Here is a 14,032-nt window from a genome sequence, read left to right as displayed (position 1 = left end):
GCGAACGGGGGCCGCGTCACGGCCCGCGCTCGGGCTTCACGAGCGGAAACAGGATCGTGTCGCGGATGCTCAGTCCCGTCAGGTTCATGACGAGACGGTCGATCCCCAGGCCCATGCCGCCCGCCGGCGGCATGCCGTACTCCAGGGCCGCCAGGAAGTCCTCGTCCACCTGCATCGCCTCGGCGTCCCCGGCCGCGGCGAGCAGGGATTGGGCGACCAGCCGCTCGCGTTGGTCCACCGGGTCGGTCAGCTCCGAGTAGGCGGTCCCCTGCTCGGCCCCGAAGATCACCAGGTCCCACTTCTCGGCGAGCCGCGGGTCCCTCCGGTGGGCGCGGGTGAGCGGAGCGTTGTCCTTGGGGAAGTCGGTGTAGAACACCGGCGTCGTCGTCCGCTCCTCGCACATCGGCTCGTAGATGCCCTCGAGCGCGGCTCCCCAACTGGGACTCTCACCCAGCTCGGCGCCGATCTTCTCGGCGTGGCGCAGGAGATCGGCGAGCGGCGTGTCCGCCGTGATCTCCTCGCCGAGCGCCTCCGAGACCGCCTCGCACATCGTCTTGACGGGCCAGTCCCCCGACAGGTCGTACTCGACGACCGTGCCGTCGCGGTCGCGACGACGGGCGACGGGGGCGCCGTGGACGGCCGTGGCCGCCTCCTGGACCAAGGCCTGCGTCAGCAGCCGCATGCTCTCGTAGTCACCGTAGGTCGCGTAGACCTCGAGCGACGTGAACTCCGGGTTGTGCTTGTGGTCCGCGCCCTCGTTGCGGAACTGACGACCCACCTCGAAGACCTGCTCCATCCCGCCGACGAGCAGTCGCTTGAGGTGCAGCTCGGTCGCGATCCGCAGGTAGAGGTCGAGGTCGTAGGCGTTGATGTGCGTCTCGAACGGGCGGGCGTTCGCCCCGCCGTGGACGGTCTGCAGGATCGGCGTCTCGACCTCGGTGAACCCGCGCGCGTGCAAGGAGTCGCGGATGCTGCGCACCACCGTCGCCCGCTGGTAGGCCACCGTGCGGGCGTCCGGCCGGACGATCAGGTCGACGTACCGACGCCGGACCCGGGCCTCCGGATCGGTCAGGCCGAGGTGCTTGTCGGGCAGTGGGCGCAGCGACTTGCTGGTCATCATGACCGAGGTCGCCCGGACACTGAGCTCGCCCTTGCGCGTCGTGACGACCTCTCCGGTCACGCCGACCTGGTCGCCCAGGTCCACCTCGTGCTCCCAGAAGCGGACGCCGTCCTCCCCGAGGTGCTGCACGTCGACCATCACCTGCAAGTCGCCGCTGCCGTCGCGCAGCGTCGCGAACGCCAGGCCGCCCATGTCGCGTTTCAGGACCACCCGGCCCACCACGGACACGACCGTTCCGGTCTCGGTGTCCGGTGCCGGCTCCCCCGCCTCGGCGCGGACGTCGGCGAGCGTGTGGGTCCGTGGAGCCGTGACCGGGTAGGGATCGATCCCCGCCGCGCGCAACCGGTCGAGCTTGAGCCGCCGCACGCGCATCTGCTCGGGCAGCCGGTCGATGGCCAGCGCCTCGGCGACGGGGTCGGGGGCGGGCGGCACCAGGGCCAGGACCTGCGCCGCGTAGTCGTCCTGCCCCGTGGACAGGCCCTCCTCGTACCGACCCCGCCGGCGCAGGAGGCTGATCGACGGCACCGTCAAGAACCCCTCCGCGCTGCCCGCGGCCATCCCGACGCGCGGCAGGTCGGAGGTGTACTCGTACCCCATGTACCGCGATTGCCAGCGGGGCAGGTACTTCGCGTTCGAGCGGTAGAGCGACTCGAGCTGCCACGTCCTGCTGGCGAGCAGCAGCCCTTGGCGCCACACCCGGGCCACCGGGCCGGCGCCGACCTCCGCCCCTCGCTCGAACGCCTCGCGGAACATGGCGAAGTTCAGCGAGACCGGGCCGACCCCCAGGCGCGGAGCCTGGGCCGCGAGCGAGGCGACCAGGAACTCCACGAGACCGTTGGCAGCCGCCGGGTCGCGTCGCATCAGGTCGAGGGACAGTCCGGTCCTGCCCCAGGGGACGAAGCTCAGGAACCCGCGCAGCCGACCGGTCTCGTCGCAGGCGCGGACCAGGACGCAGTCGCCGTCGAGCGGATCGCCCAGCCGGCCCAGCGCCATGGAGAACCCCCGTTCGTCGCCCCCGTCGCCCCTCCAGTGCTCGGCCGCGTCGGCCAGCGCGGCGAAGTCCTCCTGATCGAGCGCCGAGTGACGGAGGACCTCGGCGGTGTACCCCCGGCGCTGCAGCCGGTGGACCGATCGACGGACGTCCTTCATCCCGGGCGCGTTGAGCGAGAACTCGGCCATGTCGACGACGGCCTCGTCGCCGATGTCGAGCATGGTCAGTCCCGCGTCGGCGTAGGCCTCGGCGCCTCGCCGGCCCGCGCCCATGACCGCGAGCGAGAGCCCTTCGCCACGCGACCACGTCCGCCACGCGTCGATCGCCTCGGCCCAGCGCTCGGGATCCCCCACCGGGTTGCCGCTGGCCAGGGACACCGAGCCGACCGCGCGGAAGGACACCCCGGCCCGCGCCGTGGCCGGATCGCCGGTGTCCCACACGACCGCCTTGTCGCGCCGCGTCGCGAAGTAGCCGAGCGAGTCCTCCTGGCCGTGGTCGCGCAGCATGCCCCGCACCACGGCCTCGTCGCGGGCCGAGAGCCGCCGGCCCTCCCCGGGCGGGCGGAAGAGCATGTGCGCCGCCCCCAGCACCGTGAGCGCGCCGAGCAGGCCGATGACCAGCCGCACCCAGGCCGGCGCCCTCACCCCGGTCGCCAGGTCGATCCCCGTCCGGCCGAGGTCGGCGAACATCGACGCCTGGACGAAGGCCGCGGCCTCGGCGAGCTCGTCGGCGGTGCCGTACACCCGCACCAGGCCCGAGCAGACGAGCATCATCACCAGCCCCCCGCCGAAGAAGACCAGCACCGCGCGGACCACGTTGGCGGGCACCCACCGCGCGACGAACTGGTCGCGGACGCGCCAGGCCAGCGTCACCAGGACGGCGCTCACCAGCAGCCCGAGGAGGTTCAGGACGCGATGCTCCCCGTTCGCCACGGCCCAGAGCCGCCCGATCGACGGCACGACGAACCACCACAGCACGACGACCACGAGGGCCGCGCGGAGCCGCCGCCGCAGCGCCACGGCGATGACGAAGAGCAGTGCCGTGTAGACCAGGCCCGGGACGACGGGGGCCACGAGGAGCGAGACGACGTCATTGCTGCGGGCGAAGTGGCGGTACCACGGCGGAACCACCGTGATGACGAGCACGAAGCTCGCGAAGGCGAATCCCGCCGCGGCGAAGACGTCGGGCCACCGGTCCTGCGAGGGCGTCCGGCGCTCGACGAGCTCGTCAGGCGCCTCCTCGTCGTGTTCACTCATCGCCGGGTCCCCTCCCGATCGACGCCGCGGAGCGTGCCGCCACGACCCCCAGGGTCACTAACCAGATACTGACACCGAGAATGTGGACGCGCTGGACGTACGCCGTCAGCGCCTGCTCGTCGGTGAGCAGGCCGAAGTACCCGAAGACCGCCGTCGCGAGCACGCCGGCGATCCAGAAGAGCCACCACGCGACGCGGGCCAACCAGGCCGGACCGGTCGTGCGTGTCTGCCACCAGACTGCGGCCACGCCGATGAAGAGCGCGGTCTCGGACAGCGTGCTGGCCGCATCGTGGAGGTCCGCCTCCAGCCGATCCAGATCCGTCAGACACCCCTCGCCCAGCCCGCACGGCATCGGGATGGCGGCGGCCAGTGCGGCACCGGCGGCGAACACGGCGCACGAGACCACGAGCACCTGGTTCGGCCGCCCCGGCGGGAAGGCCCGGCGCACCGCGGGCAGGAGCAGCAGGACGAGCACGCCGCACAGCACGCTCGTCACCCGCAGCAGCGTCGAGAAGGGCTCACCGGGGGTCTCGAGATAGCTCACGACGATGTCCATGCCGGTGAATCCGCGCAGGACCCAGTCGATCAGGAAGTTGGAGTACAGCAGTGCCGCCGCCGTCCCGAGGGCGAGACATGCGACGGGCCGCATGCGCATGCCGCCAGTTAACAGCAGGACACGGCCGGCTGCCACGGCTCAGCGCGACCGCGAACCGGAGCCGCGGAGGTGCGATCGACCCATGGGCGCGCCACTCGGCGTCCCGTCCACCACAATGGTTCCGATGCCCGACACGAACGACAGCACCCTGGACCTTCCCGAACTGCCGACCCCGTGGCGTGCCCGCGTCCCCGGTTATGCCGACATCGACGCGCTCGTGGAGCTCAGACGACTCGATGAGCTGCAAGGCACGGGCGAGGCCCACGTCGACCCGGCGGGGATCGAGTCGGAGGTCGCCGGCCAGGCGTCGTGGACCCGGCGCCAGCTCGTCGCCGTGGGTCCGGACGACGTCCCCCGGGCCTGGATCACGGTGCACGACCGTGCCGCCGGCCGCGCGCTGATCTGGGGCTACTTCGACCGTGACGTCCCGGAGATCGACGCGATCGCCGCCGCGTTCTACGCCTGGGCCGAGTCCGCCGCCGTGGGCATGGCCCGGTTCCGCGGCGTCGACGCGACCCGGCTGGACGAGAGTCCGTTCGCCGACGACGCGCGGCAGGCCGGCTGGCTCACGCAGGCCGGCTACGCCAAGCGGCGGACCTGGCTGCACATGACCCGCCCGGTCACCGCGGACGAGGCCTCACTGACCCCTCGCGCGGGCGTCACGGTCCGGCCGGTCGAGCGCCACGAGAACGGCATGCCGGTCGCGTCCGACCTGCAGATCGTGCACCAGATGCTCGAGACCTCGTTCCAGGACCACTTCAACTCCTACCGCGAGAGCTTCTCGGAGTTCGTCCAGCGGCTGCGCGAGGACCCGGGCCACAGCTGGGACCACTGGTGGCTGGCCTACGTCGAGACCGACGAGGGCGCGCACGTCCCGGCCGGCACCGTCGTGTGCTCGTCCAAGGCGGCACCCGAGGGCGGCACCCAGGGCACGTACGTCGAGTACATCGGGGTCAACCGGGCCGCGCGCGGGCGCGGCGTGGCGAAGTCGCTGCTGGCCACGGTGATCGCCGACGCCGCGCACCACGGCCGGGACCGTGTCGACCTCGAGGTCGACGCCGACTCGCCGACCAAGGCCGACGAGCTCTACCGGTCGCTGGGGTGGGAGACCGAGTACGTGACGGAGTCCTGGTTCAAGGACCTCGACCTCACGACCTGACGCCGGCCGGGTCGGTGCGCTCACGCAGCCACGTCGTCGTGCCCGGAGCCATGCCCCGTGACTTCGGGGTGGAGTCGACCGGACTGACGATGAGGGCCGCCTCGTCCGGCAGCGACCACTTCAAGGCGTGATAGACGACCGAGAGCGTCTCGGAGCTCTCGAACAGGAAGAGCCCCGGCGCGATCGCCCGGGCCTCCTGCCACGGGCCGTCCAGGCCCTCGGGCTCCTCGGCGGTCCAGGCGAGGTAGACGGTCACACCGCGCCTCGGTCGCCGGGCCGCAGCGCGTCGGCCAGGGAGGTCAGCTCCGCCTCCACCACGCGGTAGTACGCCCAGCGGCCGCGCTGCTCGCGGGTCACGAGGCCCGCCTCGACCAGGAGCTTCATGTGGTGCGACACCGTCGGCTGGCTCAGGCCGATGGGCTCGGTGAGATCGCAGATGCACGCCTCGGCGCCCTCGGCGGCCGCGATCATCGACAGCAGACGCACCCGCGTGGGATCCCCGAGGGCCTTGAACTTCGCGGCCAGGGCCGAGGCGGCCTCGTCGTCGAGGGCACCGCCGGTCAGCGGTGAGCAGCAGGTGTCGACGATCGGCAGCGGGGAGGCCATGGCCCCAGCCTGCCACACACATTGACATCGATCGATGCATGCGTCAGAGTCGACCCATCGACGAACGTCAATATGGAGGAACGATGAGCACGAACGAGGAACTGGTCGAGCAGGTCCGGCAGCGCTACGCCGCAGCGGCGGTCAGCGCCGGCTCCGGCGCGACCAACGCGTCGATCCTGGACCTCGCCGACGCCGGGGCGGGCGACTGTTGCTCCGGCGACAGCAGCGCCCCGACCGTCGGCGACGCCCGCTTCGGTGCCGATCTGTACGACCCGCAGGCCGCCGGCGACGTGCCGGCCGAGGCGCTCGCCGCGAGCCTGGGCTGCGGCAATCCCACCGCCGTGGCCGCCCTGCACCCCGGCGAGCGGGTCCTCGACCTCGGCTCCGGCGGCGGGATCGACGTCCTGCTCTCGGCCCGGCGCGTCGGCGAGACCGGCTTCGCGTACGGCGTCGACATGACCGACGAGATGCTCGACCTGGCGCGGGCGAACGCCGAGAAGGCCGGGGCGCGCAACGTCGAGTTCCTGCGCGGCACGATCGAGGACGTCCCGCTGCCGGACGGCTCGGTCGACGTCGTCATCTCCAACTGCGTGATCAACCTGTCGGTCGACAAGCCGCAGGTCATGGCCGAGATGTTCCGCGTGCTGACCCCCGGCGGCCGCGTCGGCGTGTCCGACGTCGTCGCCGAGGACCACCTCAGCGTTGCCGAGCGCGCCGAGCGTGGCTCGCACGTCGGCTGCATCGCCGGTGCCCTCTCGCGCTCGGAGTACCTGGAGGCCCTGACGGCGGCCGGCTTCGTGGACGCCGAGGTCGAGTTCACCCACGAGGCCGTCCCGGGCATGCACGGGGCGATCGTCCGCGCGACCAAGCCCGCCTGACGCCGAGCGCGTCAGCGCAGCGGCGACCGCACGAGGTCCAGAGCCGCCTCGACGATCTCCTCCTCGCCGAGCAGCACCGTCTCGGCTGCGGGCCCGAGCGGGATGAAGCTGTCGGCACTGGCGACCCGCGCGATCCGCCCGGGCTGCCGGGCGTCGACGAGCGCGCTGACGACACCCTCCCCCACCCCCGCGGAACGCCGGGTCTCGTCCACCACGAGCACGCGGTCGAACCCGCGACACACGTCCACGAGGGCCTCGACCGGCAAGGGGGCCAACCACCGCAGGTCGACGACCGTGACGGCGACGCCCCGGGCGCGCAGCTGATCGGCCGCGCGCAGGCTCAGCCAAGTGCCGTTGCCGAAGGTCACGAGGACAGCGTCGCGGCCGTCGCCGTAGACGCCGACCTGCCCCGGCGGGATCACGGCGTCCGTCTCGGGTGCGGCGGTCCACAGGCCGTCGCCGTCCTCGTGCAGGTCGCGCGAGTGGTACCGCGCGATCGGCTCGAGGAACACGCACACCGTCCCCTGGCGCGCCAGCTCGTGACAGGCCCGCAGCAGGCCCGGCGCGTCCGAGGGGTGGCTGGGGACGGCCAGCACGAGCCCGGGGACGTCGCGCAGCACGGCGACCGAGTTGTCGTTGTGGAAGTGGCCGCCGAAGCCGCGCTGGTAGGCCAGTCCGGCGATGCGGACGACCATCCCGTTGCGGTACTGCCCGGCCGAGAAGAACGCCAGCGACGCCGCCTCGCCGCGCAACTGGTCCTCGGCGTTGTGCAGGTACGCCAGGTACTGGATCTCGGGGATCGGCAGGAAGCCGGCCAGCGCGGTGCCGAGCGCGGTGCCCAGGATCGTCTGCTCGTCCAGCAGGGTGTCGAACACGCGCTGGCCGCCGTAGCGCTTGCGCAGCCCGCGCGTCACGCCGTACACGCCACCCTTGACCGCCACGTCCTCCCCGAAGACGAGCGTGTCGGAGTGCTCCTCCAGCAGCTCGGCCAGCGTCGCGTTGATGGCTTGCGCCAGGGTGCGCCGGGGGCCCTCGGTCTCGCGCCCCGGCACCGGCGCCACGGCCGGCGTCGCCAGGGGCACCATCACCGCCGAGCCGGACTCCAGGTGCGCCTCCCCGAGCACCTCCTCGGCCTGCTCCATCACCCGGTCACGCATCGCCTCGTACGTCGCGAGTGCCTCGGCACCGGTCAACGCCCCCGCGTCGACCAGCACCTGCGCGGTCGCGACGAGCGGGTCCTGGGCGTAGTCGGCCTCGATCTGGCGACGGGTGCGGTAGGAGATCTCGGCGTCGGAGCCCGCGTGCCCCGAGAACCGCACGGTGCTCAGGTGCAGGACGCCCGGCCGGCGGCTCGACCGCACGGCGTCCAGGGCCTGGCGCGTGTGCTCCAGCAGGCCGATCGGATCGTCTCCGTCGGCCGTCCGGTACTCGATCCCCGGCAGCCGGTCCAGCATCGCTCCGGGCCAGCCGCGCGGGGATGCCGTGCTGATGCCGATGCGGTTGTCCTCGCACACGAACAGCACCGGACACTGCAACCCTCGGTGGGCGAGGTAGGCCGCGGCGTTGAGGGCACCCACCGCGGTGGAGTGGTTCGCCGAGGCGTCGCCGAAGCTGCACAGCACGATCGCGTCCTCGGGCCAGGCGGTGTGCCGCCCCAGGGCGGGCGCGAAGCCCAGCCCCAGCCCGAGCCCGACCGAGCGCGGCAGGTGCGAGGCGATCGTCGACGTCTGCGGGATGATGCTGAGCCCGGGATGACCGAACACCTTGTGCCGGCCACCGGACATGGGATCGCTGCGGGCGCTGACCAGGCTCAGCAAGATCGCGCGGATCCCGTCCTCGCGCCCCGCCCTGGCCGACCGCGCCGCGTACAGACCGCCCGAGCGGTAGTGCAGCAGCGCGGGATCGGTGACCTCCGACAGCAGCCCCAGGGCCGCGTTGCTCTCGTGGCCGGCCGAGCCGATCGTGTAGAACCCCGCACCCCGGGCCTGCAACCAGCGGGCCGCGAAGTCGAGGTGACGGCTCTGCACCTGCGCGGCGAACAGGTCCTGCAGCGTCTGCGGGTCCCTCGCCCGCTCCGCCCCGGGCCGCGGCTCGAGCGCGGGGAGTGTCCGGACGACGTACTCGTCGATCGTCTCCATCAGGCGTCCAGCGCCTCGGCGACCGCACGAGCGATGGGCAGGTGCGCGACCGGTCCGTGCCCGGGCAGGACCACGTCGGCGTCGAGACGGGCCAGCTCCGGGAGCGTGGCACGCAGTTGCGCGGTGTCGTGATGGAAGAACCCGTCGATGGCCTGCGGTCCCTCGACTGAGCTGAGCGAGTGACCCGTGACCAGGGCATCGCCGGTCACGACCACGCTCTGGGCCGGGAAGTGGAACGCCGTGTGTCCCGAGGTGTGACCCGGCAGGGAGATCGGGACCGGCGAGCGGGCGACGTGGAGCGGCTCCCCCGGGCGCACCGCCTCGGGGCGGTCGATCCGCGGATGCTGTGAGCCGCCCAGCCGCGCGATGGTGAGCGCCCAGCGCAGGACCCGCGGGCGCCAGGCCCGCACCAGCACGTCGCGCGTCGTGGCGCTCTCGATGCGCTCGCCGCGCAACATGGGCAGCTCGTCGGCGCCGGCCAGGACCCGCACGCCTCGCGCGGCGAGGGCGGGCATCGAGCCGGTGTGGTCGACGTGGTTGTGGGTCAGGACGAGCGCCTCGACCCGGTCCATGGTCGAGCCGGCCCGCCGGACGGACTCCTCCACGAGAGCCGCCTGGCCCGGGTAGCCGCAGTCGATCAACGCCGCGCGGTCCCCCTCGACGAGCACCACCCAGTTGACGACCTCGGTGCGGGCGAACCAGATCCCGTCGGCGACCTCAGTGACCTCCACGGCTCGAACCTAGGAGCGGACCGCGGCGCTGTCCACGGACGCGCCGTGCGGACGTCGCGATTCGTGGTTAGCGTCGTGAGGGAACCACCATCAACGCAGGAGGTCTCATGCCCACTCGTACCGCACGCACCGCCTGGGACGGCGGATTCGAGGACGGCTCCGGACAGGTCGAGCTGACCTCGTCGGGGCTCGGAACGTTCGAGATGTCGTTCCCCAAGCGCTCCTCCGAGGACGGAGGCGGCGCGACGAACCCCGAGGAGCTCATCGCCGCGGCCCACTCGTCCTGCTTCACCATGCAGCTGACCGCCCTGCTGGGCCGGGCCGGCGCGACCGTCCGCTCCGTCGAGACGTCGGCCGACGTGTCGCTCGCGCCCGACCCCGACGGCGGGTTCCGGATCAATCGCATCGCGCTGACCGTGCGCGCCGAGGCCGAGGGGATCGACGCCGAGAAGTTCGCGCAGGTCGCCCAGGAAGCGAAGGAGACCTGCCCCGTCAGCAAGGCCCTCGACGGCGTCGACGAGATGACGTTGGACGCCACTCTCGAGGCCGTCTGAGACCGTCGGGCGGACGTCCCGAGCCGCTCATCGACGGGTTGCACCACCTGACTGCGTGCGACTATGCGCGCGCGTTACCCTGTGATGAGTCCACCACCCGTGCGCCAGCACGCGAGCAACTTTCCCCGGAAGAGGCGATTCAGGCCGTGGCCGAGTCCTCCCCCGCGTCGACGACCGACGCTCCGCACCCCGACTTCGGAGCCAATGAATGGCTCGTCGAAGAGATGTACGACCAGTTCACCGCAGACCCGTCCTCGGTCGGCGATGAGTGGGCCGAGTTCTTCCGCAAGGGAGGATACGGCTCCGACGGCGAGTCGAACGGCGCCCGCTCGTCGAACGGCTCCTCGTCCGCCCAGAAGGGCACGAACGAGTCGTCCGAGACGAAGACCGGCGAGCCGGCACGCGAGCCCTCGGCCAAGCAGGCCGAGAAGCCGGCCACCCCGGCGGCCTCGCCGGCCGAGCACGCCGCCGACGACAAGAACCCACCGGCACCTGCCGAGGCTCCCTCCACGCCGAAGCCGGCCGCCAAGTCGCAGCCGAAGAAGACGGCGGCCAAGGAGCAGGCTCCCGCCCAGCCCTCGGGCCCCGGCGAGGTCGAGAAGGTCGTGCTCAAGGGCGCGGCCGCCCGCACGGCGACCAACATGGACGCCAGCCTCACGGTGCCCACGGCCACCAGCGTCCGCTCGGTGCCGGTGAAGCTGCTGTTCGACCAGCGCGTCGTCATCAACAACCACCTCGCCCGCGCCCGCGGCGGCAAGGTCTCGTTCACGCACCTGATCGGCTTCGCGGTCGTCCAGGCGCTCAAGGCGATGCCCGAGATGAACACCGGCTTCGAGTACAACGAGAAGGGCAAGCCGGTCCAGCTCAACCCCGAGCAGGTCAACTTCGGCCTGGCCGTCGACGTGCAGAAGGCCGACGGCTCGCGCTCGCTCATGGTGCCCAACATCAAGGGCGCCGACCAGATGGACTTCGCCCAGTTCTGGCGCGGCTACGAGACGATCGTGCGCAAGGCGCGCGACAACAAGCTCGAGGTCAGTGACTTCCAGGGCACGACCGTCAGCCTGACCAACCCCGGTGGCATCGGCACCAACCACTCGGTGCCGCGCCTCATGGCCGGTCAGGGCCTCATCGTGGGCGTCGGCTCCATGGAGTACCCCGCCGAGTTCCAGGGCACCTCCGAGGACACCATCGCGCAGATGGCCGTCTCGAAGATGATGACGCTCACCTCGACGTACGACCACCGAGTCATCCAGGGCGCCACGTCGGGCGAGTTCCTGCGTCGCGTCCACCAGCTGCTGCTGGGCGCCGAGGGCTTCTACGACGACATCTTCCGGTCGCTGCGGATCCCCTACGAGCCCATCCGCTGGGCCAAGGACATCTCGGTCCGCCACGACGACGACGTCGACCGCCAGGCGCGCGTCCTCGAGCTGATCCACGCGTACCGGGTCCGCGGCCACCTCATGGCCGACACCAACCCGCTCGAGTACCGCCAGCGCACGCACCCCGACCTCGACATCGCGTCGCACGGCCTCACGCTGTGGGACCTCGACCGCGAGTTCCCGGTCGGCTCGTTCGGCAAGGCCTCGGGCAAGCGCTTCATGAAGCTGCGCGAGATCCTGGGCATCCTGCGTGACTCGTACGTGCGCACGATGGCCGTGGAGTACATGCACATCCAGGAGCCCGAGGAGCGCGCCTGGTTCCAGGAGCGCCTCGAGCGCCCGCACGTCAAGGAGCCCCGCGAGGAGCAGCTGCGCATCCTGCAGAAGCTCAACCAGGCCGAGGCCTTCGAGACGTTCCTGCAGACGAAGTTCGTCGGCCAGAAGCGCTTCAGCCTCGAGGGTGGCGAGACCGTCATCCCGCTGCTCGACGAGATCTGCGAGGGCGCGGCCGCCGACGGCCTCGAAGAGGTCTGCATCGGCATGGCCCACCGTGGCCGCCTCAACGTGCTGGTCAACATCGCCGGCAAGGACCCCGCGCAGGTGTTCCGCGAGTTCGAGGGCAACATCGACCCGCGCACCGTCCAGGGCTCCGGCGACGTCAAGTACCACCTGGGCGTCGACGGCGAGTACACCTCGGTCCACGGCGACAAGGTCAAGGTCTCGGTCGCGGCGAACCCGTCGCACCTCGAGGTCGTCGACCCGGTCCTGGAGGGCATCGCCCGTGCGAAGCAGGACGTGCTGAACCGTGGCGAGGAGTTCCCGGTCCTGCCGGTGCTCGTCCACGGTGACGCGGCGTTCGCCGGCCAGGGTGTCGTCGCCGAGACGCTGAACCTGTCCCAGCTGCGCGGCTACCGCACCGGCGGCACGGTCCACGTCATCGTCAACAACCAGGTCGGCTTCACCACCAGCCCGTCCTCGTCGCGCTCGTCGACGTACAGCACCGACGTCGCCCGGATGATCCAGGCGCCGATCTTCCACGTCAACGGCGACGACCCCGAGGCGTGCATCCGCGCGGCCCAGCTGGCCTACGAGTACCGCCGCACGTTCCACAAGGACGTCGTGATCGACCTCGTCTGCTACCGCCGCCGCGGTCACAACGAGGGCGACGACCCCAGCTTCACGCAGCCGCTGATGTACGACACGATCGAGAAGAAGAAGTCGGTGCGCAAGCTGTACACCGAGGCTCTCGTCGGTCGTGGCGACATCACGCTCGAGGAGGCCGAGGAGGCGCTCAAGGAGTACCAGAAGCTCCTCGAGCAGAACCTGGCCAAGGTCAAGCAGGCCCAGGACGACTCGGGTTACACGCGGACGCCGGACTACCCGGAGAAGCCGTACGACGACGACCTCGTCACCGCGGTCACGCCGGACACGCTCAAGGCGATCGCCGACGCGTACACGAACGTGCCCGACGGCTTCACGGTGCACCCGAAGGTGCTGCCGCAGCTGCAGCGTCGCGCCGCGTCGATCACGGCCGGCCCCATCGACTGGGGCACGGGCGAGATCATCGCGATGGGCTCGTTGCTGCTCGACGGCCGGCCCGTCCGCCTCGTCGGTCAGGACTCGCGCCGCGGCACGTTCACGACGCGCTTCGCGACGATCATCGATCGCCAGAACGGCGACGAGTGGACCCCGCTGCAGCACGTGGGCGAGGACCAGGCGTCGTTCTACGTCTACGACTCGCTGCTGAGCGAGTACGCCGCGCTCGGCTTCGAGTACGGCTACTCCGTGGCCCGTCCCGAGGCGCTGACGATGTGGGAGGCCCAGTTCGGCGACTTCGTCAACGGCGCCCAGTCGGTCATCGACGAGTACATCAGCTCGGGCGAGACCAAGTGGGGTCAGAAGTCCGGCGTCGTGCTGCTGCTGCCGCACGGCTACGAGGGCCAAGGGCCGGATCACTCGTCAGGCCGCATCGAGCGCTTCCTGACGCTCGCCGCCAACGACGAGATGACGATCGCGCAGCCCTCGACCTCCGCGTCGTACTTCCACCTGCTGCGTCGTCAGAACCTGCAGGCCCAGCACCGTCCGCTCATCGTCTTCACCCCGAAGTCGATGCTGCGCAACAAGCTGGCCGCCAGCCAGCCCGAGGACTTCACCCAGGGCACGTTCCGCCCGGTGATCGGTGACGACCAGGTCGATCCCCAGAAGGTCGAGCGCGTCATCTTGTGCTCGGGCAAGATCACCTGGGACCTGATGACCGAGCGCAAGCAGCGCGAGGGCGACAGCCCCCGCACGGCGATCGCTCGACTCGAGCAGCTCTACCCGCGTCCGCTGGAGGAGCTCAAGGCCGAGATCGCGAAGTACCCGAACGCGAAGCAGATCATCTGGGTCCAGGACGAGCCCGAGAACCAGGGCCCGTGGCCGCACGTCGCGCTGTACCTGCGCGACGAGCTGGGTCTGCCGATGTCGCGGGTCACCCGTCCGGAGTCCGGCGCGCCGTCGGTGGGCTCGCACTCGGTGCACGTCGCCGAGTTCAAGGACCTGATGAACCGCGCGTTCGCCTGAGCC

General features: G+C 71.3%; 10 protein-coding genes. 4 read left to right on the top strand and 6 right to left on the bottom strand.

Annotated elements, in window-relative coordinates; translation table 11 throughout:
• Positions 1-16: 16 nt before the first annotated feature.
• Complete coding sequence (gene lysX / locus GL325_RS10050; RefSeq protein WP_187769450.1) at positions 17-3,367, bottom strand: bifunctional lysylphosphatidylglycerol synthetase/lysine--tRNA ligase LysX; 3,351 nt, start codon at positions 3,365-3,367, stop codon at positions 17-19.
• Positions 3,360-4,058: a DUF998 domain-containing protein gene (locus tag GL325_RS10045; protein ID WP_187769449.1), complete on the bottom strand. Its 699-nt coding sequence runs from the start codon at positions 4,056-4,058 to the stop codon at positions 3,360-3,362. Before GL325_RS10045 ends, lysX begins: the two co-directional genes overlap by 8 nt.
• An 88-nt stretch (positions 4,059-4,146) precedes the next feature.
• Between GL325_RS10045 and GL325_RS10040 the strand changes: the two genes are divergently transcribed.
• Complete coding sequence (locus GL325_RS10040) at positions 4,147-5,181, top strand: GNAT family N-acetyltransferase (protein WP_255499457.1); 1,035 nt, start codon at positions 4,147-4,149, stop codon at positions 5,179-5,181.
• Here the strand turns inward: GL325_RS10040 and GL325_RS10035 are convergent.
• Together GL325_RS10035 and GL325_RS10030 are read right to left on the bottom strand one after the other, a co-directional pair.
• The gene (locus GL325_RS10035; RefSeq protein ID WP_187769448.1) at positions 5,171-5,437 is read right to left on the bottom strand and encodes a hypothetical protein; all 267 of its coding nucleotides are present in this window, start codon (positions 5,435-5,437) and stop codon (positions 5,171-5,173) included. The two genes, GL325_RS10040 and GL325_RS10035, sit on opposite strands and share 11 nt — an antisense overlap.
• Complete coding sequence (locus GL325_RS10030; protein ID WP_154596931.1) at positions 5,434-5,787, bottom strand: metalloregulator ArsR/SmtB family transcription factor; 354 nt, start codon at positions 5,785-5,787, stop codon at positions 5,434-5,436. Before GL325_RS10030 ends, GL325_RS10035 begins: the two co-directional genes overlap by 4 nt.
• 83 nt (positions 5,788-5,870) lie before the next feature.
• Between GL325_RS10030 and arsM the strand changes: the two genes are divergently transcribed.
• A complete protein-coding gene (gene arsM, locus GL325_RS10025; RefSeq protein WP_187769447.1) occupies positions 5,871-6,665 on the top strand; it encodes an arsenite methyltransferase in 795 nt (264 codons plus the stop codon).
• Between the two features lie 11 nt (positions 6,666-6,676).
• On the opposite strand, the gene GL325_RS10020 is transcribed toward arsM, so the two are convergent.
• Complete coding sequence (locus tag GL325_RS10020; RefSeq protein WP_187769446.1) at positions 6,677-8,803, bottom strand: thiamine pyrophosphate-dependent enzyme; 2,127 nt, start codon at positions 8,801-8,803, stop codon at positions 6,677-6,679.
• Positions 8,803-9,534, bottom strand: coding sequence for an MBL fold metallo-hydrolase (locus GL325_RS10015; RefSeq protein WP_187769445.1), 732 nt, complete (start codon positions 9,532-9,534; stop codon positions 8,803-8,805). The genes GL325_RS10020 and GL325_RS10015 overlap by 1 nt, the downstream gene beginning before the upstream one ends.
• 107 nt (positions 9,535-9,641) lie before the next feature.
• On the opposite strand from GL325_RS10015, the gene GL325_RS10010 reads away from it, so the two are divergent.
• Both GL325_RS10010 and GL325_RS10005 read left to right on the top strand, forming a co-directional pair.
• A complete protein-coding gene (locus GL325_RS10010) occupies positions 9,642-10,088 on the top strand; it encodes an OsmC family peroxiredoxin (protein ID WP_154596927.1) in 447 nt (148 codons plus the stop codon).
• 146 nt (positions 10,089-10,234) lie between these two features.
• The gene (locus GL325_RS10005; RefSeq protein WP_187769444.1) at positions 10,235-14,029 is read left to right on the top strand and encodes a multifunctional oxoglutarate decarboxylase/oxoglutarate dehydrogenase thiamine pyrophosphate-binding subunit/dihydrolipoyllysine-residue succinyltransferase subunit; all 3,795 of its coding nucleotides are present in this window, start codon (positions 10,235-10,237) and stop codon (positions 14,027-14,029) included.
• The last annotated feature ends 3 nt before the right edge of the window (positions 14,030-14,032 follow it).

The organism is Aeromicrobium sp. 636, from assembly GCF_024433585.1.
In the GTDB taxonomy this organism is placed as follows: Bacteria; Actinomycetota; Actinomycetes; order Propionibacteriales; family Nocardioidaceae; genus Aeromicrobium; species Aeromicrobium senzhongii.
The sequence above is the reverse complement of the archived record's forward strand: the minus strand, read 5'-3'. Positions and strand labels throughout refer to the sequence as shown.

Bases quoted from the DNA above. Each gene is read 5' to 3' on its own strand.
- GL325_RS10010 (WP_154596927.1), top strand. From the start codon at position 9,642: ATGCCCACTCGTACCGCACGCACCGCCTGGGACGGCGGATTCGAGGAC.
- GL325_RS10020 (WP_187769446.1), bottom strand. From the start codon at position 8,803: ATGGAGACGATCGACGAGTACGTCGTCCGGACACTCCCCGCGCTCGAG.
- GL325_RS10040 (WP_255499457.1), top strand. From the start codon at position 4,147: ATGCCCGACACGAACGACAGCACCCTGGACCTTCCCGAACTGCCGACC.
- arsM (WP_187769447.1), top strand. From the start codon at position 5,871: ATGAGCACGAACGAGGAACTGGTCGAGCAGGTCCGGCAGCGCTACGCC.
- lysX (WP_187769450.1), bottom strand. From the start codon at position 3,367: ATGAGTGAACACGACGAGGAGGCGCCTGACGAGCTCGTCGAGCGCCGG.
- GL325_RS10030 (WP_154596931.1), bottom strand. From the start codon at position 5,787: ATGGCCTCCCCGCTGCCGATCGTCGACACCTGCTGCTCACCGCTGACC.